We start from the raw sequence: 23,549 nt of genomic DNA on the forward strand, positions 1-23,549 counted from the left end.
TGCCGGATGGTATCCCGGTGACGATCCCTATGCTGCGAGCGAGGATTATTGTGGTGTCCCGCTTCGTCAGCCCTGTCTTTCTAGCTGATTGCCCGCAGGAGGAAAACCGCCGTCTCTGAGCGATGGCTGCCGGCTCTTGGTCCCATTTGCGCTTAAGCCGGGCCAAGGCTATCGGTCATTTCAGAGGATGAGGGGCGCGCCAGAGAAGGGGAGCGCATTGACCGCGGATATCGACTGTCTGGTGATCGGCGCCGGCGTTGTTGGCCTCGCCATCGCGCGAGCGCTGGCGCGTGCCGGCCGCGAGGTCGTGGTGGTCGAGCGAGAGCGTGGCATCGGGCAAGGCGTGTCGTCGCGTAACAGCGAGGTCATCCACGCGGGCATTTATTACCAGCCGGGTTCATTGAAGGCGCAGCTTTGCATCGCTGGGCGCCGGCAGCTTTATGCCTTCTGCGCCGATCATCATGTGCCACATGCGCGGTGCGGTAAGATCATCGTGGCCGCGAGCGCTGAACAGCGTGAGGCTTTGTTGGCCATCGCGGCGCGAGCTCATGCCAATGGTGCGATCGATGTGCGCGAGATCGGCCGCGACGAGATGAAGGCGATGGAACCGGAGATCGAAGGCGTCATGGGGCTTGCCTCGCCTTCGACCGGCATTGTCGATACCCATGCGCTGATGCTGGCGCTGGAGGGTGATGCGGCGATGCATGGCGCCAGCACGGCTTTCGCGACGCCGTTTCTGGGGGCTGTACGATCTGGCGCGCATCTTTCCGTGCGGCTTGGCGGCGACGATGCCTGTGAGATGGCGGTCAATACCTGCGTTCTGGCCGCGGGCCTGGCTTCGCCGCGCCTAGCCCGATCAATCGATGGCGTCGCGCGCGCCTCTATTCCCGAGCCGCATTTCGCCAAGGGCAATTACTTCACTCTGGGGCGCCGCTCGCCGTTTTCGCGGCTGATCTATCCGGTGCCGGAGCCCGGCGGCCTTGGCACCCATTTGACCATCGATCTGGCGGGACGGGCGCGGTTCGGTCCTGATGTTGAATGGCTCGAGACACAGGATGATCTGGCGATCGACTATGCGGTCGATCCGGCGCGTGCCGAAAAGTTCTACCGCGCTATCCGGCGGTATTGGCCGGGCTTGCAGGACGGTGAATTGCTGCCGGATTACTCTGGCGTACGGCCGAAGATCGTGCCGCAAGGCGCGCCGGAAGCCGATTTCGTCATCCAAGGCGAAGACGCCCATGGTGTGCACGGGCTCATCGCGCTCTATGGTATCGAAAGTCCCGGATTGACCAGCGCGCTTGCCATTGCCGAACGCGTTGCCGACATGGTTGCAGCAGAGGCGAGGGCATGAGCGAACCACGCATTGATTATCTGGCCAAGGACGGCGTTGCGACGCTGACGATCAATCAGCCGGCGAAGATGAACGCCCTGACCTTTGAAATGTGGACGGCGATCCCGGACCTCGTCGCACGGGCCGAAGAAGATCGCTCAGTCCGTCTGATCGTGTTGACCGGGGCTGGCGATAAGGCCTTCTGCGCCGGTGCCGATATTTCGCAATTTGGCACTAAGCGCACGGGCGAAGCGGCGGTGCAGGCCTATGAAGTGGCCGTGCTTGGTGGCATGGAGGCGTTGACCCAGGCGAAGAAGCCGGTGCTGGCGCGCATCCATGGCATTGCTTTTGGCGGTGGCTTGGCGCTCGCCCTGTGCTGCGATTTGCGCATCGCTTCGTCGGACTCGCGCTTCCGCATTCCAGCCGCTCGCCTCGGTCTGGGCTATGCCTTTTCCAATGTGGAGGCGTTGGTGCATCGCATCGGCCTGGGGCCGGCGAGTGACATGCTGCTCAGCGCGCGCATTGTCGATGGTGCGGAAGCTGAACGGCTTGGTCTTGTCAACAAGACGTGGCCTGTGACGGGTTTCGCTGCCGCCGCCGATGAGTATATCGCCGCGATCGCGACCAATGCACCGCTGACGCTGATGGCGCTTAAGAAGTCGCTGTCGGAAACGGCTAAGGCGCATCACGAGCGTGATCGCGCTGGCGCGGATGCGCTCGTCGCGCTTTGCTTCAGCAGCGAGGATTACAAGGAAGGGCAGGCTGCTTTCAAAGAGAAGCGGGTGCCGCAGTTCAAGGGCGTTTGAGGAGCGCTCACGTTTCCGCTGATGGCGCGTCGGCGACGAAGCGCCGGCGGGCGACGGGGTCGTTGCGTAGATGCATGAAGCGCGCATCGCCATCGATGATCGCGTCGCAAAGTTCGCGCAGCTGCGCATAGTCCTTGTGTTCGCTGGCCGTCTCCGGCTCGAGCGGCTCGCCGAGCAGCGGAAATTCCGGAAAGCCGAGCAGGAAGGGAATGGTCGGCACGGTCTCGCGCGGCGCATTCTCCGGCTTGCTGCAGGCAAAGACGATGGCGGTGCGCTGCGATTTGGTCGTCCCGGCTTCCCAGGCGCCCACCGCGATGCCGACGAGGACGACTGGCATGTTCGACATGCCGCCGGCCTCGGCATAGTAGATCGCCAGGGGATCTTCATTGTCATAGACAAAGCCACGCACGCCGCCGTCGCTGCCGCAGCAGGCGCAGCCGAAGCCCAGCATGTCTTCGCCGGGTTCAACCCTGATCTGGCTCATCTTTCCGTTCCAATCGCGGCCATTCTGGCTCCATCTAGGGCATCATATCGGTGCGGACGGCGAACCTGTCAATCTGGACCGCCCGCTTTGTGCTCTGCCCCGGATTCCCTGAGTTTATAGGTTCAGCGTCGCCGGTGCGAATATCTCCTCGACACCGACCTGCCGATCCGTAAGGCCTTGTTCGTGCACATATTGCGCGACGGTTTCGACGACCTTGCGGCTGTTGCGCAGCCCATAGCCTTTGGGATTGGCGGCAAACAGTTTGGCCGGCTCGGCGGCGACCAGGCCGCAGGCGGCATAGTCTTTCAAGGTCGTTTGGGCCGTCTTCTCGACCTCGGCCTTGGCGGCGATGAAGGCGTGGTAGAGGTTCACTGCCACCCAGGGATATTTCTCGTGCACCTCGCGTTTGATCACCATGGCGTGGTTGATCGGATAGAGGCCGGTCTTTTGATAGAAGCGGGTCGATTCCGCGACGGCATTGGGAAACAACGGCTCGCAAATGTCGGAGACATCGGCACTGCTGCGATCAACCAGATTACGTTCGTTGAGATAGAGCAAAGCGCCGTCGAGTTCGCCCTTCACCAGCATTTCGCCGATATTGGTCGACAAGGGAATCTGGTTGATCTTCACGCCCGGCGGTGGCGTGAAGCCCGTCGAGCCGCCATGGCTCATGTCCGGCACACGCTCCATGTGCCAGTCGATGTCGCGGGCGTGAACGCCGAACTCATGCTGCAAGACGCCGCGCGACCAGATTGCCGACGTCTGCTGATATTCGGGAACGCCAATTCTTTTGCCCTTGAGATCCGAAGGCTTTTTGATGCCGCTGTCTTTGCGTACGATGATGCGGGTGTGAAAGAACATGCGCGCGGTATAGATCGGCAGGCCGATGAAACGCGTGTCACCTTTTGAAACGGCGATAAACAGCGACGAAAGCGACATTTCCGAAATGTCGAACTCGGCAAACTTCAGCTGCCGCCAGAACATTTCCGAAGGATGGACCACGGTCGGCAGAAGCCGGACGCCTTGTGGTTGATGACGTCCCTCGATGACGGGGCGTGTCCGCTCGTTGTTGGAAAGCGCGATGCTGAGGGGCAGGGGATTGATAGTCATTCAGTCTCCAAGAATATCACGGGTTTTAAAAGTATCGCGCGGCTCACCAGCGCGGAGTGAGCTCGGCGGCGAAAACATCTTTCCAGTTGTCGCTGGTTTTCATGAAGCCATCATAGGGTCTGATCTGCGAATGGGTCTTCGGATCGGCGCCGCGTGGTTTGCGCCCTTCGGCGACATCGGCGACGGCTTCCAGCATCAGCCGGCGCATGGTGACGATGGCTTTGTCTGACGTGCCGAGATGTTCGAGCGAACGGTCGACGATGGCGCCCATGCCTTCCTGCAAGGCAAAGTCTTGGGTGTTGACGCCCTCAATGCCGGTATAGGTCTGGCTCTTTTGCTTCTGCCGATCGATAAAATAATCGTTCGACTTGTTGGCCTTGAGCTGAAAGGTGCCGGGGATCATTTGATCGGGGCCGCGGCCATAGAAATATTCGCGCTCGATAATGTTGTCTTCGCTGAAATTGGCCGCCGCGTCATAGGCGCAGGCCCAGTTGTAGACAAAAGTCGTGGTGTCGTCGATCGGTACCCAGATGTGGCCGTTGAGCTCGGGATATTCGCGGCGCGATCCATCGAACTTATGAATGCCGCCGCGAAACTGCTGGAACGGCATGACGTAGTGATAGATGCGCATATAATAATTGCCGTCCTTCAGATCGCGGAAAGAGACATAGCAATAGCCGTAGTCGGTCCGCTCGACATCGAGGCGTGGCGAGCGATCGCGCAGGCGCGGTTCGTTGCGATTGCCGAGATTGTTGTTGTGGGCGAAGGACGAGTGCGCGGTATCGAGGCCGCCTTCCATCGCTTGTAGATAGTTGCATTCCTCATAGGTTTTGGAGACGTGCCGATGCGTCGGCGGCGCGCGCATCCATTCATAATCCGGCGGGGCCGGCATGGCGTCCTTCGGCCCCATATAGGTCCAGACGATGCCGCCTTTGTCGACACAGGGGTAAGCTTTGATTTTCACGCGCTCGCATAAGGTCGAGCCTTCAGGTTCCGATGGGACGTCGACGCAGTCGCCGTGGGTGTCGAATTTCCAGCCGTGATAGACACAACGCAGACCGCTCTCCTCGTTGCGGCCAAAGAACAGAGGGGCGCGGCGGTGCGGGCAGTGGGCATCGACGAGGCCGACCTCGCCATCGCTGTTGCGAAAGGCAATCAGATCCTCACCGAGCAAGCGCACGCGCATCGGCGCGCCATCATTCTCCGGGAGCTCGGATGACATCAGCGCCGGTATCCAGTAGCGCCGGAAGAGCTCACCGCCAGCCGTGCCGGCGCCGATCCGCGTCAGTCGCTCGTTGTCCTCTCGCTTCAGCATGATTTCCTCCTGTTGTATGGCGTCTTTTTGTTCCGATTTTCGTTAGAGCCAGGGATCGATCGAAATATGGATCGAGCGCTCGTCCGTCTTACCGCCCACCATATGCAGAGCGTGGTCGAGATCGCTCAGCGGCATGATATGGGTCGACATCAAATGTAGCGGCAGGCGTTTGCTGGCCATGGCGCGCAAAGCCATTTCGACCGCCTCGTAGCTGTGGCCGCGTAAGCCTTTCAAGGTGAGCTGCATACCGATCAGGCGCTCGGCATCGAAATTTTCAGCTGAGCCCTTTCGCGAGATCGTCGCTAGCACGCCGCGTTTGCGCAGCAGTCGCATTGATGGGTTGATGTTGTTGGGCCCAAGGCCGCTGGTGTCGATGACGATATCGGCCATGCGGCCGCCCGTGATGTCGCCAACCGTTTCCAGGAGATCGTTTTGATCGACGGCAATCGTGTGATCGGCGCCGAATAGGCGGGCGAGTTTGAAGCGTTCTTCGTCCTGGGAGAGGCCGGTGACGATGATGAGATCAGCTCCGGCGGTTTTCGCGCCGATGACGCAGCCGAGCCCCTGTTGTCCTGGCCCCTGGATGATGACGATTTTACCTGGCCCGGCGCCGCAATCGAAACAGGTCCATTGAAAGCCGTTGCCGATGGGGAGCGCCATGGCGGCGATCCGGGGTGCGACACCCTCGGGCACACGATGGATGACAGCACGCGGTGGCATATAGACGAACTGGCTATAGCCGCCCCAAAGCGAAGGCTGCACGGTCAGCGGCGTCGAGCCATAGCGAACGGAGCCGGGCAGGCGTTGATCGGTCGCCATGCAGGAGCGGATCTCGCCGGAGCGGCAATATTCGCAGTGTCCGCAGGGCAGGTATTCTTCGAGCGCGACGAGATCGCCGGCTTTCACGCCCCAGCGATAGGCGGCGGCTTCGCCTAAAACCTCGATGCGGCCAACCATTTCATGGCCAAGAATCCGGGGGCCGGGCTTTTCGTTGTTGTACATGTTCCAGTCGCTGGAACAGATGCCCGTCATCTCGACACGCAGCCAGCCCGCATCGGGCGGTATATCACCGACGTCGAAGGCACGAATTTCCGTCGCAAGCGGTTTGGTCATGACCGCGGCGCGCGAGCGGGCGATGCGCAAAATTGTCCTCCCCGGACGATCGTCGGGCCGTAAGACCGGCCGCTTCGACCTTGTCTTATAGCGTTTTGAAGTTTGATGGAATCATCAAACGCTACAAAGAGGCGTCACAATGGGGAGACTGCCGGCAAGTCAGTCTTACAATTCATCCCTGCCGGCAGGATAGTTCATATCGAATTGATCACGCGCCCTGTTTGACGCCAGCGCGGACCTCGGCCTCGATCAGCTTCCAGATGTGATCGACCTGTTCGATGAAGGCGGGATGCCGCTTCAGATCGAGATCGCGCGGACGCGGCAGGTCGATTTTGACTTCCGTTTTGACGCAACCCGGGCGAGCGCTGAAGACGATGACGCGATCCGACAGAAAGACCGCTTCATCGATCTGGTGCGTGATGAGCAGCACCGTCTTACGACTCTTCTGCCAGATCGACAGCAGTTCCGTCTGCATGATCTCGCGCGTCTGCGCATCGAGCGCCGCGAACGGTTCGTCGAGGAGCAGGATCTTCGGATCGACGGCCAGCGCACGGGCCACATTGACGCGTTGGCGCATGCCACCGGACAATTGGTGCGGATAGTGGCTCTCGAATCCGCTTAAGCCCGTCATGTCGATGAAGCGTTGGGCGATCGCTTGCACCTCGGCCTTCGGCCGGCCAGCCAGGGTCAATCCGTAGCCGACATTCTCGGTCACAGTCTTCCACGGCAGCAGGGAATCCTGCTGGAAGACCATCGCCCGGTCGCGACCGGGACGATCGACCTTGATGCCATCGACCAGAACAGCGCCGCTCGAGGGCGCCAGCAGGCCATCGATGATCCGCAGCAAGGTGGACTTGCCGCTGCCGCTCGCGCCGACGATCGAGACGAATTCGCCTTCGTTGATCGACAGATCGATCGCGCGCAACGCCTCTACCGATGACTTGTCCTTGCGAACGAATGTCTGGCTGACGTTGTCGATCTTGAGCAGGGCGGTCATTCAAGCCTCCAGGGGGCGAGGTGGCGTTCGAGGGCAGCGAAGGCGACGCTGCCGATCAATCCCATGGCGCCGAGAACGATCACGTAGCCGAGCACGCGGGCGGTATCGAAGGTCTGGCTCGCCGACATGATGGCAAAGCCGAAGCCGGCGAAGGAGCCGAAGAATTCAGCGACGACGATGCCGACCAAGGCGCGCGCCCAGGCGACGCGAATGCCGCTGACGATGAAGGGAAGCGCATAGGGAAAGGTGACCGTGCTGAAGATCTGCAACCGCGTTGCGTTGAAGGAACGCGCGGCCTCGATCAGCGGCTTGTCGGTTGCCCGTAAGCCGGCCTCCGTGGTGACGACGACGGGGAAGACGGCGACCAGCAGCACCAGGACGAATTTCGAGGCGAAACCCAAGCCGAGCCAGGCGACGAACAGCGGCGCCAGCGCGATGATCGGCACAGAATTCAAGGCGCTGAGCACGGGGCCTCCTGTCAAAGACAGGAAGCGGCTCGATGCCAGCGCCAGGCCAATACCGATGCCGATGACAACCGACACCAGGAAGGACGTGACCACGGCGGTCACCGTCGCCCAGGCGTTGGTCGCCATCGAGCCCTGCTGAAATTCCTTCAGCAGGGCGGAGGCGACCTCAGCCGGCGGCACGAGCAGCAGCCGATTGGTCACCACCATGGCCATCAGCTGCCAGATGAGCAGCACGAAGCCGGTTGAGACCAGAATGCGCGTGATGGCGGCCGCGCGCGTATCCTGTTCGAGAAAGTCATAAACCTTGCGCAAGGGAGCCTCCGCGTTTGATATCAGGAGGGGTAACGCGCCCAGGCCTGCTTGCCCCAGCCCTTCTCGCCGACGACTTCGCCATTGAGATAGACCGTCTTGCCGCGCACGATGGTGCGGACGGGCTTGCCTTTGACTTTGCGGCCGGCATAGGGGCTCCAGCCGGTGAGGCTCAACACGTCCTCATCGTTGATCTCATATTCCTTCTCCAGATCGACGAGGACGAGATCGGCGTGATGACCGGCGACAACATCGCCCTTGTGCTCGATGCCGAAAATACGGGCCGGCGCAGTGGAGGTGGCTTCGACGACGCGCTCCAGCGAAATCTTGCCTTCGAGTGCTGCGGTCAGGAACATGCTGAGATAGAACTGTGTGGAGGGCGTGCCGGTGTGGGCCTTCCAGCCATCGCGCCAGCCGATCTCTTTTTCCTCGCGGGTGTGCGGGGCGTGATCGGTGGCGACGATATCGATCGTGCCATCGTTCAGGCCTTCCCAGAGGCTCGGCACATTCTTTTCCGGCACCCAGTAGGACAGGGCATAGGAGCCGAGACGCTGAATGGCCGACCACTCGCAGCCCAGGAACAACGCCCAGGGATTGATCTCGCAGGTGACGCGCTGTCCGGCGGCTTTGGCCTTGCGGATCAGCTCGACGCTGCCGGCGGTCTGCGTATGCAGGATGTGCAGGTGGCAACCGGCCGCCTTCTGCAGGCGCAGGAGCGTGGCGATCGCCGTCTCCCAGATGACGCCGTCATGGGCGGCGTAAGCCTTGGCATAGGCCAGAGCATCGCGCTCCTGCCGCTCCCAGAATTCCTTTTCGATCACGTCCATCAGCGCCTGGTCGTGCGGATGCACCATCAGCGGCACATTGACCTTGGCGCAATGCTGCATGATTTCGAGAATGCGGCCGTGATCATGGACGCCAATGCCTGGCATGTGCGGATAGCTGCGGCCGGTATCGACCACCATGAAGATCTTGAAGGCGGCAATGCCTTCTTCGGCCATGAGGGGGATTTCGTCCTGAATGGTCGGCGCCGGATTGAAGTTCCAGTCGACCACGGCGTCACGCTCGTAGATGGCGAACTGCTTCTTCAAAAGCGCCAGAGAATTCGGCGGCGGCTGCACATTCGGCATGGCGACAGAAGTGGTGACGCCACCAGCCGCGCATTGCTTCGTTGAGGTATAGATCGTGTCCTTATATTCAAACCCTGGCTCGCTGCCTTCGCGATGATGCGAATGCATGTCGATCACGCCCGGCAGAATGGCGAGGCCCTTGGCATCGATGGTCTCTTTAGCCACGGGCTCTTCACCGGGCGTATAGATGCCGACGATGCGGCCGTTTTCGATGCCGACGGAAGCCTGGATCTGTCCCTTGGGGGTGATCAGCAGGCCGTTGCGGATGAGGGTATCCATTCAAATTCTCCGAGAACACAAAGGCAGGTAAACGAGGCGAGTAAATCAAGCGGCGGCGTTGTGGCTATGGTCCGGGGCTCTTTGCCGGAGCGTGTCGAGCACTTCGCCGACATAGGCGCGCGACAATTTTCGGGTGATGAAGACGATGCGTGAGGTCTGTGGCCCTTGGGGCCAGGCCGCGAGCTCGAAGGGTGGATGCATCAGGCTTTGAACCGCCTGGATGACGATCGGGCGATCACGCCCGACGACATCGACAATGCCTTTGACGCGCAGAAGGTCTTGGCCATGGGCCATGACGAGCGCGTCGATCCAATTGGCGACATGTTCCCAATGGAGCGGGGTGTCGAACTCGAAGACGAAGGAGGAGATATCGGCGCTGTGACGTGTGACATCGTGATGGTGATGATCGCCGTGGTGATCATGCCCGTGCGTGTCATGTCCATGATCGTCATGGCCCGCATGCGCTTCGGCGTTGAGCCAGCGGGCGACATCGGATCCTTTGGTGGCGGGATCGTAGATATCGACCGCTTCCAGATCATTCGGCATCGAGATGCGCTCAAGCGAGGAACGGTGAATCTGTGCGCCGCGATTGAGCTTACGCAGCTCCGCGACGATGCTGTCTTCGTCCGTCGTCCCGACATCGACCTTGGTCAGAATAAGCTCGTCGGCGACGGCGACCTGCTTGATGGATTCTGGATGGTTGGCGAGCGTCCCCGCGCCGTTCACCGCATCGACGGTGGTAACGACCTGGCGCAGCCGGAAGCGCCGGGCCACCGGAAAGGTCATCAGGGCTTGAATCACCGGCGCTGGGTCAGCCAGGCCGGTGGTTTCGATCACGACACGGTTGAAAGCGCGGACCTCGCCTTTCTCACGACGCACGATCAGTTCGCGCAACGTGTTGACGAGATCGCCGCGCACGGTGCAGCAGAGGCAACCGGTGGAGAGTTCGATCGTATTGTCGTTGCTGGAAGCGATCAACGCATGATCGATTCCAACTTCGCCGAACTCGTTGACGATGACCGCGGCATCGGCCAGCTCGGGCGAGCGCAACCACGCATTGAGAAGCGTCGTCTTACCGCTGCCGAGGAAGCCGGTCAGCAATGTGACGGGGATGCGATCATCCGCCATGGTTTGTTCCTTTGCCGTTACGCTTGTGACTTCGTCGCTATCTACTTGGACATCAACTACTTGGCCGCCAGAAAACTGGGGTCGTAGTAGCGGGACAGATCGAACGGCTTTGATGAAGCTGGATTGGCGCCGATCGCCTGATCGATCTTGATGATGTTCTCAAGGCTCGCCGCCGAGACTTCGAGGTTGCGTCCGATGGCCTGCTGCTGATCGACGATGAAGGCGTAGGATTCAGCGCAGATGTCGGCGGGCACATTGGTGAAGCTGGCGAGAATCTCGATCGCCTTTTGCTTATTGGCGGGCTCGTAGATCCACACCGCGGCTTTCTGCAGCGCCTTCGTCAGTCCGATGGCGGCGTCGCGATTCTTGTCCGCCCAGGTGCGATTGACGATCAGCGGCGTCTGCACATAGGGCTCTTTATAGACGTCGAGAATGGGCATCTTTTCGCGTTCCGCCATCGTGTCGAACGGTGCGATCAGCAGAGCGCCCTTCACCTGGCCGTTGCCGAGAGCAACGACGCGATCCCTGGAATTGGTCAGCCCCACCATTTTTACGCTACGCGGATCGACGCCGCCGCGTTGCAGCTGGAAGCGCAGCATATTGGCGGTGCCGCCTTCGACAGCGCCGGCGGTGACCGTGGCGCCACCGAGCTCTTTGATTGTCGAGACGCCCGTGCCGCCGACAAGACGCAGAACGGTCTTCTCCAGAATGGCGCCGGTGATGATCACCGGTGCGCCCTGATCGATGGCGCGAATCACGACGTCGCCCAGCGACATGCCGGCTTCGACGCTGCCCGACGAAACAGCTTGCAGCAGGGTCGGGCTCGATCCGGCGATGAGTTCTTTCACGGCGATCTTACGTTCGGCGTAAAAGCCTTGATCCTTGGCGATGGCGTGCAGCCAGAGCAGCGCGCTCGGCGCCAGCATGGCGACACGGATTTCAGTTGCTGGGGCTTGCGTCTGTGCCTGGGCGCGCAGGGGCGCAGCGCCGAGGGCGGCCACCAACAAGACCAAAGAGAAACGCCGGAAAATCGTGCTCATGCCTGCACTCCCCCTCACCCGATTGCGGGAACCCGTTCGCGTCTTATGGGCAGCCGATTGCTCGTGCTCCGGCCTTTCCCATGGCCGGGACTATGGCAACGAACGAAGAAGGGTGCAACAGAATTCCTATATATCGAGAATTTTTCTTTTTCCTAATATATGCTAATCAATCGAGCAGTGTTGCCCTCTTTTTGTCCTGTGCGCTCTGAAATGACCCCAGCCAATCGTGTCCTTGCCATTTTGCAGCTGTTCGAGAACGGCCAGCCTGTCTGGACGGTGGAAGAACTCAGTCGTGAAATCGACGCCTCCACCAGCACGACCTATCGCCATGTTCGCGAACTGGTGCAGTCGGGCTTTCTCGATCCGGTGTCGGGTGCCGGTTATGCGCTGGGGCCGGCTTTCATCCGCTACGACAGGATTTTGCGCCAGAACGACGAGTTGATCCGGATCGCCGCGCCGATCATGGAAAACCTCCTCGCGCAAACCAGTCAGAAGGCGATGGTGATCCTGTGCCGCCGCTTCAAGGATTGCGTCATGTGCGTGTTCGAAGTGCACGGCAGCGAGCCGCATCCATCGGCGAGCTACGAGCGCGGCGTGGCCATGCCGATGTTTCTTGGTGCGACGTCAAAAGTGATTCTGGCCAATTTGCCGGATCGCGCATTGAAAGCCGTCTATCTCAGCAACGAGCAGACGATTCACCGTCTGCTGCATGTCGACAGCTGGCAGCAGTTCAAGGACGAGATTCGCAGCATCAAACATGCGGGCTATGCGATGACCGATTCGGAAGTCGCGGTGGGGCGGATCGGTCTGGCGGCGCCGATCTCGCGCGATCAGCAGGTCGTTGCCGGCATCAGTCTTGTCGCCGTTCCGAATACGACCGAGCGTGAGCAACTGGCGGATTATGTGGTCCACGTGGTCGAAGCAGCCAGGCTGATTTCGGCTGAACTCTCGCAGGCGAGTATCGTGGCGCGTTAGGCGATTGCGTGCCGGCGTGCGCGTCTTGTGCTACAGATCCGTGACGTAGAACGCCTGCGATGGGATTTCCATGAACGTGTCCAGCCGTCCTCCGGTCGCGCCTTATCTGACGGTTTCTCCGGCGGCGGCGGCCATTGCTTTTTACACGCAGGTCTTCGGCGCGACGCAAAAGGCTTTCATGCCGGCGTTGGACGGGCTGCGCATCATGCATTGCGAGCTGTTGATCAACGGTGGCTCGGTGATGGTGGCCGATGCCTTTCCTGAATTCGGCAAAGCCCGCACGCCCATTCCAGGCGAGCCAGCGACCATGTCGGTCAGCCTTGAGTTTGCGACCGGGCAGGAGGTCGACACGACGGTGGAGCGGGCGGCGAAATTCGGCGCCACCACGGAGGCGGGGCCGATGAATACGTTCTGGGGGACGCGCCTGGCCGTGGTGCGCGATCCCTTCGGCCACCGCTGGGTCTTGAACGGGCCAACCACTTAGAGCAAATCCCGTTTCGGTAGAAACGTGATTTTGCTTAGATCCTCTTGTTTGGACGCCTCTTCATGGCGCTCGGCGATTCCGTCGAGCTGTGAAACGCCACAAACTGGTCTGCTGAAATAAAAAAAACGCGGCCGAAGCCGCGTTTTGAATTCTGAACCAGATTGCTGGCTTACTTGCTGGCGGCGGCCTTTGGGGCTGCCTTGGCAGCCTTCGCGGCCTTAGCCTTCGGCGAATTGTCGATGCGCTCGGCGATACGAGCCGATTTGCCGCGACGATCGCGCAGGTAATAAAGCTTGGCGCGACGCACCTTGCCGCGACGGACGACGGTCAGCGAATCGATGATCGGCGAAAAGATCGGGAAAACGCGCTCGACGCCTTCGCCGTAAGAGATCTTGCGAACGGTGAAGCTCTCATTGATGCCGGCGCCGGCGCGGGCAATGCACACGCCTTCGTAGGCCTGAACGCGGCTGCGCTCACCTTCCTTCACCTTGACGTTCACCACGACGGTGTCGCCCGGCTGGAAGTCGGGAATCTTGCGGATTTCGCTCAGACGCTGCATCTGCTCGGCGTCGAGCTGCTGGATGATATTCATGACTAACTCCGTTTCGCTGAAGCCAAGCTTGGCTTTTGGGCGAGCGTTTCGGGACGCTGTTCTAGTTGGAGGCGCGGCAATACACTGGTCGGGCGGATTTGTCCACCCGTCCGACCAGGCTGAACGGGCCCCTTTGGGGGCGTTTAGGCCAAATACTGGCCGCCGTTGGCCGTCAGGGTCGATCCGGTGATGAAACCGGAGTGGTCGGAGGCCAGGAAAACCACGCAACGGGCGATTTCCTCGGGTTCGCCGAGCCGGCCAACCGGAATGTGCGGCAGGATCGACTTTTCAATGATGGCCGGGTCGATCTTGCGAACCATTTCGGTGCCAATATAGCCGGGGCAAATGGCGTTGACCGTGATGCCGGCCCGGGCGCCTTCCTGGGCCAATGCTTTGACGAAGCCGATCTCGCCGGCCTTCGCCGCCGAATAATTGGCCTGGCCAGCCTGGCCCTTCTGGCCGTTGATCGAGGAAATGCAGATGACGCGGCCGAACTTGCGGTTGCGCATGCCCTCCCAGGTCGGGCGGGTCATGTTGAAGAGCGAATTGAGGTTGGTGTTGATGACCTCGCTCCACTGCTGTGGGGTCATCTTGTGAAAGAAGCCGTCACGGGTGATGCCGGCATTGTTGACGAGGATCTCGATGGGGCCGAGATCCTTCTCGACTTGAGCCAAGCCAGCGGCGCAGGCGTCGTAGCTCGAAACGTCCCATTTATAGACCGGTATGCCGGTGTCGGCCTTGAACTTGGCAGCAGCCTCATCATTACCAGCGTAACTGGCTGCGACCGAATAGCCGGCCGCCTTGAGCGCCTTGGAAATCGCCTCGCCAATACCGCGCGTCCCTCCCGTAACCACTGCGACCCGAGCCATAATGTTCCCTCTCGTTTTTAAAATGAGACCTTCAATATCTCTCCGGCGACAGGGGCCGCCGGAGAGTTTCGCTAAAGCGTCAGCGTTCGACGCACATGGCAACACCCATGCCGCCGCCGATGCAGAGCGTGGCCAGGCCTTTGGAAACGCCCCGGCGCTGCATTTCATAGAGCAGGGTGGTGAAGACGCGCGCGCCGGAGGCGCCGATCGGATGGCCGATGGCGATGGCGCCACCGTTGACGTTCACGATCGAGGGATCCCAGCCCATGTCCTTGTTGACGGCCAGAGCCTGGGCGGCGAAGGCCTCGTTGGCTTCGACCAGTTCGAGATCCTTGACCTTCCAATTGGCCTTGGCGAGGGCTGCGCGCGAGGCCGGGATCGGCCCCGAGCCCATGATGGCCGGATCGACGCCTGCGGTGGCCCAAGAGGCGATGCGCGCCAGTGGGGTGAGGCCGCGCTTCTTGGCTTCATCAGCGCTCATCAACACGACGGCGGCAGCGCCGTCGTTGATGCCAGAGGCATTGCCCGCGGTCACCGTGCCGTCCTTATTGAAGGCGGGCTTCAGCTTTTGCAGCGACTCGAGGGTGGCGCCGTGGCGGATATATTCGTCCTGATCGACCACCACGTCGCCCTTGCGGGTCTTGACGGTGAAGGGAGCGATTTCATCCTTGAAGCGGCCGGCCTTCTGGGCGGCTTCCGCCTTGTTCTGGGACCCCAGCGCGAACTTGTCCTGCTCGTCGCGGCTGATCTGCCACTTGGCGGCGACGTTCTCAGCGGTGATGCCCATGTGGTAGCCGTGGAAGGCGTCGATCAGGCCGTCCTTCAACATGGTGTCGAGCATTTTCATGTCGCCCATCTTGGTGCCGGAACGCAGATGGGCGCTGTGCGGCGCCATCGACATGGATTCCATACCGCCGGCGACGATCACCTTGGCGTCGCCATTGGCGATCTGTTGCATGCCGAGGGCGACGGCGCGCAGGCCCGAACCGCAGAGCTGGTTGAGGCCCCAGGCGGTCTTTTCCTGCGGAATGCCAGCCTTCATGGCGGCCTGGCGGGCCGGGTTCTGACCTTCACCAGCGGCCAGGATCTGGCCCATGATCACTTCGTCAACGTCCGCCGCCGCCACATTGGCGCGGGTGAGGGCTGCGGTGATGGCGGTCGCCCCCAGCTCATGCGCCAATGTATTGGCAAAAGCCCCATTGAAGGAGCCGACCGCGGTGCGGGCCGCTCCTACGACAACGATGTCACTGGCCATATTGAATTTCCTTTCCAGACTGCGGCACCGGCTCAGGGAGATGACCGCTTGAATGATGCTGCTCGACCTTATCATCAGAGGCGCGGGGCCAAGGTCAATAGGCCAAACGCTCGACCGTGCGGTATTCAGATGGCATTCAAAGGGTCGGTTTTCTACCGCTCTGCGCAATTCTGTTTACGCGGCGCAAAAAACGCTTATCCTCACAGGGTCATGCCGGATCGACATGACGATGGGGTAACGATCGGGCTGAGGTGAAATGACCGACGAGAAGCAGCCAATTAAGATCAAGAAATACGCCAATAGACGCCTCTATAATACGGGCACGAGCACCTATGTGACGTTGGAAGACCTCGCCAAAATGGTGAAGGAGGGGGACGACTTCGCGGTCTACGATGCCAAGACCGGGGAAGACATCACCCGGCCGGTTCTGACGCAGATCATTTTCGAGCAGGAGGGAAAGGACGGGCAGAATCTGCTTCCGACGAACTTCCTGCGCCAACTGATCCGCTTCTATGGCGACAGCATGCAATTGCTGGTGCCGCGCTATCTCGAATTCTCCTTCGGCCGTTTTGTCGAAGACCAGCAGAAGATGCGCGAGAGCGTCCGCAACTCAATCGGTGCCGGCCAGGGCACTCAGATTTTTGATGCGATGGAAGAACAGACCCGCAAGAACCTGGCGATGTTTTCGCAGGCGCTTGGCATGTTCAATCCCTTCGGTCTCAACCCGGCGGCCAACGCCGCTGCCAATGCCGCGGCTAAGGCCGCGACGTCGGAACCGGCGCCTGCAGCGCCTGAAAGCGCAAAGAGTCAGTCCGATCTCGATACGCTGAAAAAACAGATCGAGGAAATGCAGAAGCGGCTCGAAGCTATCGATAAGCGATAGTTTGCCTGACCCGCCAAACGGCGGATTTCAGGCCGCCGATATTTTCGCCGCGCCGGCATCATTGCCGGCCGGCTGTTCCTCGGCGCGGCCGAAATAATCACCCTGGAAATAATCGACCTGCCATTCGCTCAGGAGATCGGCCGTGTCCTTGTCCTCGACCCATTCGGCGACGACTGGAATGGACAGGTGACGAGCAAGTTCGATCAGGGTGCGTACAAAGAAGCGATCGTCGGCGGATCGGGTGAGGTTCTGGATGAAAGCGCCGTCGATCTTGAGCATGTCGATGTCGAGACGGCGCAGATTGCGGAATGAAGTGTGGCCGGCGCCGAAATCGTCCATCGCGACTTTCACGCCGAGCGCCTTGATCGCGCCGATCACCCGGGCGGTCATTTCAATATCTTCGATGGCGCAGGTTTCGGTGAATTCGACAACCAGCCGTTCAGCGCACCCTGGGTGCAGGCGCAGGAGAGCGGCAACGTCATCGACCCATCGGATGTCGTGCACAGTCTTGCCCGACATATTGACGGAAACATGCAGGGACGGGTCGGCGCTCATGCGTACCAGCGCCAATTCGAGGACGCGCCGGTCGAGTAGCTGCACCAGTTCGTTCTTTTCCGCGATCGGGAAGATATTGGCGGGCGAGAGAACCTCGCCACCTTCAAGCCGCAGCCGCAGCAGGGCTTCGTAAAGCGCTGGCTCGCCGGTGGCGCGGGAAACGATCGGCTGCATGGCGATCGTAATACGACGATCGTTGAGGGCTTCGACGATCGTATCGGCCATGAATTGAGCGCGCCGCCGCTGGTCGTTTTGCGCCAGGCTCGGCTCATATTTGACGAAGCGCTCGGCGACGCGGGTTTTGGCGACCGAAAGTGCTTCTTCGGCGTTCTGGAAAACCGCCTGGGCATTGCGCGCATCGACCGGCGCGACGACGCCACCCATGCGGATTTTGCAGGGAAGCCGTCCCGCCGATGTCGCGAACGGGCTTTCGGCGATGATCCGCTCGATGCGCTCCGCGGCCGCGATCAGTTTGGCGTGGTCGCAGCATTCGAGCAGCATGGCGAAACGGTTGCCAGCGTAGCGTGACACCGTATCGGTGATGCGCATCTGCCCGCGCAGGCGCTGGCCAAGGTTGGCGAGCAATTCATCGCCAATATCGAAACTGTGGCGCCGGTTGATCTCGGCAAGATCATCGATCGCCAGGAGGAGAAAGCCGAAGGTCGACTGGCGACGCCGGGCATTTTCGAGTTGGCGCGTAATGTGATCGGCGAGGCGGGTGCGGTTGAGGGTGCCGGCCAGCGGATCGAAATGAGCGGTTTGATCGGCCGGCGTGGCCAGGCCCAGGGCCGAGAGGTTGCGGATGACGCCGTGGACCAGGGCGGGACGCCCCAATTCGTTGGTGAACCAACGGCCGGTGTCGTCGAACCAGGTGGTCGCAGCGCGCTCGCCGGAGAGCGGGTTGATGCGCAGGCCATATTGGATGCTGAAGGCGACGCCGCCGCCGGCGTCGTTCTCGGCACTGTGGATCACCGAATCGAACCGCGACGTGCGCGAATCCATCGCCAGCAGATCATGGAAGGCGGCGCCTGAATCGACTTCGGTGGCTGGGATACCAAGTACTTGCTCGGCATTCGGCCCCCAGGTGATCTGGTCGCTGGCGATGTCCCAGGTGTAGACCACGGCGCCGATCGAATTCAGGATGTCGATCGGGTTTGGTGCAAAGGCCTTGATTTCATTGTCGTTCTGACGGGGATGGTTGGCCGGCCGTTCGTTCACAGGGCACCGCGAAATATATGAGTCGCGCGAACGCGCAGGTCCGCATGGTTCATTATGGCTAAGAGATCGTTAACGAGTGGTGTAACTCGCACTAGAATCAAGGAAATAAGTTAGGGCTTCCAGCCTGTTGCGGCCAGTTCAAAACCGGCGAAGTTGAAGCCCGGCGCCACGGTGCAGCCGACCAGGGTCCAAGCACCGAGGCTTTCAGCCGCCTGCCAGGCCTGGGTCGGAACGATTCCCTGTGGACGCTCCCCGCCGACCAGATCGGTGCCCAGAATCAAGGTCTCGACTGGGCCGCCGCTCTCGCGATTTCCAGCTTGAGCGGCGCTCCAGCGTACCAATGCCAGATTTCCACCGCGTCGACCCGGTGCCACGCCGAGCGCTCACCGGCGGCCAGCAGAAAATAGATCAGGGTGGAACGGGCGCGTCCGGCGATGTCGGTCGCCGGATCACGATAGGTCTCGCGGAAATGGCCGCCCTCCGGGTGGGGATGCAGATCGAGGAGGCGGACGATTTCATCCGCGGTCATGTCTGCAAGAGGGCGGGCGGCCATGATGGGGCTGCTCAGAACTTGTTCTTGCGTTCGCGCAATTCGGTGAACACTGCTGCCGGTTCAGCGCCCGCCATGTCGAGCTGCTTGCGGATGGCCGGATCGTTGGCGCGCAGGAACGGATTGGTCGCCAGTTCGACAGAGAGCAGCGAAGGCAAGGTGGGCTGCTGTTTGTCGCGCAGGGCGATGATGTCCTGCATGCGCGCCTGCAGCGCCGTGTTGTCGGGATCGACCGCCAGCGCGAACTTGCCGTTGGACAATGTGTATTCATGGCCGCAATAGAGCTTGGTGTCGCCAGGCAGCGCCGCGAGCTTCATGACCGATTGATACAGCACCGCGCCTGGCGCCTCGAAGGCGCGGCCGCAGCCGAGCGCGAACAGCGTGTCGCCGGCGAAGAGCATTTTGTCTACGGGGAAGAAGTAAGTGATGTGGCCGCGTGTATGGCCGGGCGTTTCGAAAACCTGCGCTTCGAGATTGCCCACTTTCACCTTGTCGCCTTCGCCGACATAAACATCGGCACCTGGAACGCGCTCACGGTCGGGAGCCGGGCCCACGACGCGTACCTTGGGGAATTTCTCGCGCAGGGCGGGAATGCCGCCGATGTGATCGTCATGGTGGTGGGTGACGAGAATATCGGTGAGCGTCCAGCCTTTTTCCGCCAGCGCGGCGAGAATCGGACCCGCTTCCGGTGCATCGATCGAGGCGGTCGCGCCCGTGGCCGGATCGTGGATGAGGACGCCGAAATTGTCCTGAAGACACATAAACTGATGAATTTGCGCAGCCATGCGAATACCCCTTGTTTCGAGCGGGACGCTATAGCGTTTTGCCGGTTGATGGAATCGTCAAACGGCACAAAGACGCGCCAAAACAAAAAATCTGGGCAAAATCAAAGGCGCATCCAGGGCAAACGCGGATCATTCGCCAATCATTCGTTGAACAAGGGGGTGCAGCGGTGGCACACTAAGGCATGTCGCTTGATGCCGTCGATCTCCGCAGTTTTTACGCCTCGCCGCTGGGAAGCGTCGCGACGCGTTTTATCCGCCAGTTCGTGCGGGCGCGCTGGGAAACCTGCACGGGCTATTCGGTGCTCGGCATCGGTTATGCGACGCCTTATCTCGATGTCTTCCTCAACGAGGCCGTCCGCGTCCTGGCTTTCATGCCAGCGGAACAGGGCGTGATTCATTGGCCAGGACATGGAATATCATCGGCGGCACTCGTCGATGTCACCATGTTGCCGCTGCCGGATGCGAGCATCGATCGCGTGCTGGTGGTGCATGCGCTGGAGACCAGCGATCTGCCCTATGACCTTCTCAACGAAGTGTGGCGTGTGCTGACACCAGGCGGCCGGATGATCGCGGTGGTGCCCAATCGCAGCGGCATGTGGGCGCGGGTCGATTCAACACCGTTCGGTTACGGCCAGCCTTATTCGCGCAGTCAATTGCGCGAACTGTTGAAGGAGGCGCAATTCTCGCCGGTCAATTGGTCGGAAGCGCTTTATGTGCCGCCCTTCGCACGGCCCTATCTTCTGCGTTCGGCGCTGGCCTTTGAGAAGGTGGGCGGCAAGCTGGCGCTGCCGGGCGCCGGCGTTCATCTGGTCGAGGCGACGAAGCAGCTTTATAGCCCCGTGATGGTTCGCCGCGGCCTGCGGCGCAAGGCGCCGCAGTTGCGGCCGGCGCTGGCGCCGGCGCGCACGCGTGACGATTAACGTCGCAGGACCGCCGGATAGGGCAGGCCGAAGCAGTTGGCGAGGAACAATGCGCCAAGCAGGATGCCTTGCGGATCGATGTTGTGTTCCAGGCCGACGCTGAGATGCCATTGGCTTGGAATGCCCGCTTCACCGAGCGCGTTGGTGCTCATGAACAAGGACTGGACAGGCACGACGCCATCGGCGCTGCCGTGCAGCATGAAGATCGGCGGGGCCGTCGCGGCTGTGTAGCTCACCGTCTCTTTTAGATGTTCGGGGCCAATCAAGAGGCCTGAAAAGCTGAGGATGCCGGCGGGCCGCTGCTTGCGGCGAAGGCCCGTGTGCAGCGCCATCATCGCGCCCTGGCTGAAGCCTACGAACGCGACATCCTTATCGGTCAGGCCGTATTTAGCCATTTCCGCATCGACAAAAGCGTCGATCACCGGCTGGGCTGAACAGGCGCCGTTCCAGCGCTCGTGCGGATTGCGATCGGTGAGGTTGAACCATTGCCGGCCCATCGGCATCTGCTGGCAGGCCTCGTGCGCATTGGGAGCGACACAGACCGCATCGGGGAAAATCTTCTGCCATTCGGCACCGATGGTGATGAGGTCATTGCCGTCAGCGCCATAGCCATGAAGGATGACGATCAATTGTTTGACCTTGCCCGACGGCGCCTCGCGCCGCGGACCGTCGATCACCGGTTGCGCCATAATTCTGTCTCCTGATGTCGGCGGTGTCTTACGCGCCCGGCGGGGCGCGGCGCAAGGTCAGGATTTGAGAACGCTGGCTGGATCGACGGCGCGCTGCTTGACGCTGGCGTAATAAGCCCAAAGCAGCCGCGCCGCGACGCCGCGCCAGGGCCGCCAACGCTGGCCGACATGGGCCAATTTCTTCTGATCGGGACGTTTCTTCAGGCCGAGGGCGAGTTTAGCCGCTTCCTGCAGGGCCAGGTCGCCGACCGGCAGAATGTCGGGATGGCCGATGCAGAACAGCAGATAGATGTCGGCGGTCCAGGGACCGATCCCTTTCAGGGCGATCAGGCGCGCATGGGCCTCCTCGGCGGGAAGATCGACGAGGCCGGCCAGATCGATGGCGCCGCTGGCCACGGTTTCGCAGACGGCCCGCATCGTTCGAATCTTCGGGCCCGAGAGACCGCAGCCGCGCAGGTCGTCATCGCTGGCCGCGGCGATCTCGGTGGCATCGAAAGCGCCAAAGCGGCTGCGAAAACGGGCGAAAATGGCGCGCGCGCTTGCGGTTGAGACCTGTTGCGAGATGACGATGCCGAGCAGGCCTTCAAGGCCCGGCTCGCGCTTGCGCAACGGCGGATGGCCGGCGGCGGCGAGCATATGACCGACGATCTTTGGATCAATGACCTTGAGCTGTTCCAGCGCGGCGGCGAGGGCCTCTTCGGAGGCGATCCGCGAGGGCTGCGTCGGTGGTTGTAAAGCCTGGGGGCGTTTCGCGCGCGGCGGGCCGGCTTTTCGTGGGGCGGCTTTCGGTTTCTGCAATGGGGGCACTCAGGTTGGGTAAGCCGGTCTTGTATCCAATGCCGGCGCGGCGCATCCTGCCGGCGAGTTGAAATGATCGGCAGAACGACAGGACAATGCAACACGGAGCTCGGCAACACGAGACAGGGCAGGAGCGACAGCATCTGTCAGGAGAGACGGAGCCAGCAGAGACGCGGCCCAGAGAGAAACAGCTTGGCGCCTCCAAAGCTGATACTCGCCCGGTTCTGCGGTTCGCGCCATCGCCCAATGGCTATCTTCATCTTGGTCATGCTTTCTCGGCCCTGCTGAACCAGCGCATGGCCCATGAAATGGGTGGCCGCTTCCTGTTGCGCATCGAGGATATCGACACGCAGCGCGCGCGCCCGGAATATGAAGCCGCGATCTACGAAGATCTCGCCTGGCTCGGCCTCTCCTGGGAGGAGCCGGTCATGCGGCAGTCGGAGCGTTTCGCCGTCTACGAGCTGGCGCTCGAGCGTCTGGCCGCGCGTGGACTGGTCTATCCGTGTTTCTGCACGCGTGGCGAAATCGCCCAGCGTGTGGCGGAACGGCCTGATTGGCCCTGTGATCCCGATGGCCAGCCGCTTTATCCTGGAACATGCCGGCATCTGTCGTCGGAAGAGACGGCGCGATGGCATGCGCTTGGCCGCTATGCGGCGCGCCGGCTGGATATGGCCCAGGCGGGGACCTGTATCGACGGCCAGATCGGCTGGCGTGAAGCCTATGATGGTCAGGAGAGTCGCGAGCTTTATGCCGAGCCGACTCTCTGGGGGGATGCGATTCTCGGCCGTAAGGATGTACCGACCAGCTATCATCTGGCGGTCGTCATTGACGATGCGGCGCAGGGGATCACTGATATTGTCCGTGGGCAGGACTTGTTCAGCGCCACTAGCCTGCACCGCCTGCTGCAGGAGCTGCTCGATCTGCCGGCGCCGCACTATCATCACCATCGGCTATTCACCGATGACGATGGGCGCAAATTGGCAAAGAGCATCAAGTCGATGTCCCTGCGCCAGTTGCGGGCGGACGGCGTGACGCCGGCGGATATCAAACGCCGGCTCGGTTTATCCTGAGGGGAAGAGAGCTCAGCGCGAACTCAGTTGGTGCGCTGGGCGACGCGGGTGGCGTTCGGCGCCTTGGACATCAAATCATCGATCCGCTCGCGTTCGCGGCGGAAATCGGCGATCTGGCGGCCGGTCAATTCGCGCGTGCGTGCCAGGCGGATGCGCAGGGGATCGACGAAGCTGCCGTTGACGATGACTTCGTAGTGCAAGTGCGGGCCAGTCGAAAGGCCGGTCGAACCGAGGAAGCCGACCACCTGGCCCTGCCGCACGCGCACGCCTTCGGTGATGCCGCGGGCGAAGCCGGTCATATGGTTGTAGGTGGTGATGTAGCCGTTGGCGTGTTGGATTTCGACGCGATTGCCATAGCCTGACTCACGCGCCGCCTTGATCACCGTGCCGTTGCCGGC

Annotated in this window: 24 protein-coding genes and 1 pseudogene (1 of these 25 running past the window's edge); 7 read left to right on the forward strand and 18 right to left on the reverse strand. The window is 61.3% G+C overall.

What is annotated here, in order from left to right:
* The first annotated feature begins 217 nt into the window (after positions 1 to 217).
* Positions 218 to 1,351, forward strand: a complete 1,134-nt coding sequence (locus tag BLW50_RS00865) for an NAD(P)/FAD-dependent oxidoreductase (protein WP_244544091.1) — start codon at positions 218 to 220, stop codon at positions 1,349 to 1,351.
* Positions 1,348 to 2,136 carry an enoyl-CoA hydratase gene (locus tag BLW50_RS00870; RefSeq protein ID WP_090696250.1) on the forward strand — a complete coding sequence of 263 codons (789 nt, stop codon included), beginning with the start codon at positions 1,348 to 1,350 and terminating at the stop codon, positions 2,134 to 2,136. The genes BLW50_RS00865 and BLW50_RS00870 overlap by 4 nt, the downstream gene beginning before the upstream one ends.
* Positions 2,137 to 2,143: 7 nt before the next feature.
* On the opposite strand, the gene BLW50_RS00875 is transcribed toward BLW50_RS00870, so the two are convergent.
* From BLW50_RS00875 to BLW50_RS00915, 9 genes are all read right to left on the reverse strand, one after another.
* Positions 2,144 to 2,620, reverse strand: a complete 477-nt coding sequence (locus tag BLW50_RS00875; RefSeq protein ID WP_090696252.1) for a hypothetical protein — start codon at positions 2,618 to 2,620, stop codon at positions 2,144 to 2,146.
* A gap of 114 nt (positions 2,621 to 2,734) precedes the next feature.
* Entirely contained in the window at positions 2,735 to 3,730 is a 996-nt protein-coding gene (locus BLW50_RS00880) for a PhnD/SsuA/transferrin family substrate-binding protein (protein ID WP_090696254.1), read from the reverse strand.
* A gap of 43 nt (positions 3,731 to 3,773) precedes the next feature.
* Complete coding sequence (locus tag BLW50_RS00885) at positions 3,774 to 5,045, reverse strand: Rieske 2Fe-2S domain-containing protein (RefSeq protein WP_090696256.1); 1,272 nt, start codon at positions 5,043 to 5,045, stop codon at positions 3,774 to 3,776.
* A gap of 42 nt (positions 5,046 to 5,087) precedes the next feature.
* Positions 5,088 to 6,188: a zinc-dependent alcohol dehydrogenase gene (locus tag BLW50_RS00890; RefSeq protein ID WP_210186011.1), complete on the reverse strand. Its 1,101-nt coding sequence runs from the start codon at positions 6,186 to 6,188 to the stop codon at positions 5,088 to 5,090.
* Positions 6,189 to 6,366: 178 nt separating this feature from the next.
* A complete protein-coding gene (locus BLW50_RS00895) occupies positions 6,367 to 7,155 on the reverse strand; it encodes an ABC transporter ATP-binding protein (RefSeq protein WP_090696258.1) in 789 nt (262 codons plus the stop codon).
* Positions 7,152 to 7,934 carry an ABC transporter permease gene (locus BLW50_RS00900; RefSeq protein WP_090696260.1) on the reverse strand — a complete coding sequence of 261 codons (783 nt, stop codon included), beginning with the start codon at positions 7,932 to 7,934 and terminating at the stop codon, positions 7,152 to 7,154. The genes BLW50_RS00895 and BLW50_RS00900 overlap by 4 nt, the downstream gene beginning before the upstream one ends.
* A 20-nt stretch (positions 7,935 to 7,954) precedes the next feature.
* A complete protein-coding gene (locus BLW50_RS00905) occupies positions 7,955 to 9,340 on the reverse strand; it encodes a dihydroorotase (protein ID WP_090696262.1) in 1,386 nt (461 codons plus the stop codon).
* 45 nt (positions 9,341 to 9,385) lie between these two features.
* Complete coding sequence (locus tag BLW50_RS00910; RefSeq protein WP_090696264.1) at positions 9,386 to 10,468, reverse strand: CobW family GTP-binding protein; 1,083 nt, start codon at positions 10,466 to 10,468, stop codon at positions 9,386 to 9,388.
* Positions 10,469 to 10,524: 56 nt separating this feature from the next.
* A complete protein-coding gene (locus BLW50_RS00915; RefSeq protein WP_090696266.1) occupies positions 10,525 to 11,508 on the reverse strand; it encodes an ABC transporter substrate-binding protein in 984 nt (327 codons plus the stop codon).
* 210 nt (positions 11,509 to 11,718) lie between these two features.
* Between BLW50_RS00915 and BLW50_RS00920 the strand changes: the two genes are divergently transcribed.
* On the forward strand, positions 11,719 to 12,483 hold the full coding sequence (locus tag BLW50_RS00920) for an IclR family transcriptional regulator (RefSeq protein WP_170849915.1): 765 nt from the start codon (positions 11,719 to 11,721) through the stop codon (positions 12,481 to 12,483).
* Between the two features lie 76 nt (positions 12,484 to 12,559).
* The gene (locus tag BLW50_RS00925) at positions 12,560 to 12,967 is read left to right on the forward strand and encodes a VOC family protein (RefSeq protein ID WP_090708520.1); all 408 of its coding nucleotides are present in this window, start codon (positions 12,560 to 12,562) and stop codon (positions 12,965 to 12,967) included.
* Between the two features lie 169 nt (positions 12,968 to 13,136).
* Here BLW50_RS00925 and rplS read toward each other — a convergent pair whose 3' ends face one another.
* From rplS to BLW50_RS00940, 3 genes are all read right to left on the reverse strand, one after another.
* Positions 13,137 to 13,559 carry a 50S ribosomal protein L19 gene (rplS, locus tag BLW50_RS00930; protein WP_090696269.1) on the reverse strand — a complete coding sequence of 141 codons (423 nt, stop codon included), beginning with the start codon at positions 13,557 to 13,559 and terminating at the stop codon, positions 13,137 to 13,139.
* 143 nt (positions 13,560 to 13,702) lie between these two features.
* Positions 13,703 to 14,428 carry an acetoacetyl-CoA reductase gene (gene phbB, locus BLW50_RS00935; protein WP_090696271.1) on the reverse strand — a complete coding sequence of 242 codons (726 nt, stop codon included), beginning with the start codon at positions 14,426 to 14,428 and terminating at the stop codon, positions 13,703 to 13,705.
* A 79-nt stretch (positions 14,429 to 14,507) separates the two neighbouring features.
* Positions 14,508 to 15,683 carry an acetyl-CoA C-acetyltransferase gene (locus tag BLW50_RS00940; RefSeq protein WP_090696273.1) on the reverse strand — a complete coding sequence of 392 codons (1,176 nt, stop codon included), beginning with the start codon at positions 15,681 to 15,683 and terminating at the stop codon, positions 14,508 to 14,510.
* 256 nt (positions 15,684 to 15,939) lie between these two features.
* On the opposite strand from BLW50_RS00940, the gene phaR reads away from it, so the two are divergent.
* On the forward strand, positions 15,940 to 16,566 hold the full coding sequence (gene phaR, locus BLW50_RS00945; RefSeq protein ID WP_090696276.1) for a polyhydroxyalkanoate synthesis repressor PhaR: 627 nt from the start codon (positions 15,940 to 15,942) through the stop codon (positions 16,564 to 16,566).
* A gap of 27 nt (positions 16,567 to 16,593) precedes the next feature.
* Here phaR and BLW50_RS00950 read toward each other — a convergent pair whose 3' ends face one another.
* The 3 genes and pseudogenes from BLW50_RS00950 to gloB all read right to left on the reverse strand — a co-directional run bounded on the left by BLW50_RS00950 (position 16,594) and on the right by gloB (position 19,674).
* Entirely contained in the window at positions 16,594 to 18,339 is a 1,746-nt protein-coding gene (locus BLW50_RS00950) for a putative bifunctional diguanylate cyclase/phosphodiesterase (RefSeq protein ID WP_090696279.1), read from the reverse strand.
* Between the two features lie 110 nt (positions 18,340 to 18,449).
* A pseudogene (locus tag BLW50_RS00955) lies at positions 18,450 to 18,868 on the reverse strand (cupin domain-containing protein).
* 35 nt (positions 18,869 to 18,903) lie between these two features.
* The gene (gloB, locus tag BLW50_RS00960) at positions 18,904 to 19,674 is read right to left on the reverse strand and encodes a hydroxyacylglutathione hydrolase (RefSeq protein WP_090696282.1); all 771 of its coding nucleotides are present in this window, start codon (positions 19,672 to 19,674) and stop codon (positions 18,904 to 18,906) included.
* Positions 19,675 to 19,856: 182 nt separating this feature from the next.
* Between gloB and BLW50_RS00965 the strand changes: the two genes are divergently transcribed.
* On the forward strand, positions 19,857 to 20,594 hold the full coding sequence (locus BLW50_RS00965) for a methyltransferase domain-containing protein (protein ID WP_090696285.1): 738 nt from the start codon (positions 19,857 to 19,859) through the stop codon (positions 20,592 to 20,594).
* Here BLW50_RS00965 and BLW50_RS00970 read toward each other — a convergent pair.
* Positions 20,591 to 21,283, reverse strand: a complete 693-nt coding sequence (locus BLW50_RS00970; RefSeq protein WP_090696287.1) for an alpha/beta hydrolase — start codon at positions 21,281 to 21,283, stop codon at positions 20,591 to 20,593. The two genes, BLW50_RS00965 and BLW50_RS00970, sit on opposite strands and share 4 nt — an antisense overlap.
* A gap of 57 nt (positions 21,284 to 21,340) precedes the next feature.
* Positions 21,341 to 22,081 carry a DNA-3-methyladenine glycosylase family protein gene (locus tag BLW50_RS00975; protein WP_244544092.1) on the reverse strand — a complete coding sequence of 247 codons (741 nt, stop codon included), beginning with the start codon at positions 22,079 to 22,081 and terminating at the stop codon, positions 21,341 to 21,343.
* A 95-nt stretch (positions 22,082 to 22,176) separates the two neighbouring features.
* Between BLW50_RS00975 and gluQRS the strand changes: the two genes are divergently transcribed.
* Positions 22,177 to 23,151, forward strand: a complete 975-nt coding sequence (gene gluQRS, locus BLW50_RS00980; RefSeq protein WP_090696290.1) for a tRNA glutamyl-Q(34) synthetase GluQRS — start codon at positions 22,177 to 22,179, stop codon at positions 23,149 to 23,151.
* Between the two features lie 23 nt (positions 23,152 to 23,174).
* Here gluQRS and BLW50_RS00985 read toward each other — a convergent pair whose 3' ends face one another.
* Positions 23,175 to 23,549, reverse strand: partial view of a M23 family metallopeptidase gene (locus BLW50_RS00985; RefSeq protein ID WP_090696293.1) — the 3' end only. Its footprint extends 1,683 nt past the window's final position; only the last 375 of its 2,058 coding nucleotides appear in the window; the start codon falls outside the window, past its right edge; it ends in the stop codon at positions 23,175 to 23,177.

The sequence above is a fragment of the Beijerinckia sp. 28-YEA-48 genome, from assembly GCF_900104955.1.
GTDB lineage: Bacteria > Pseudomonadota > Alphaproteobacteria > Rhizobiales > Beijerinckiaceae > Terripilifer.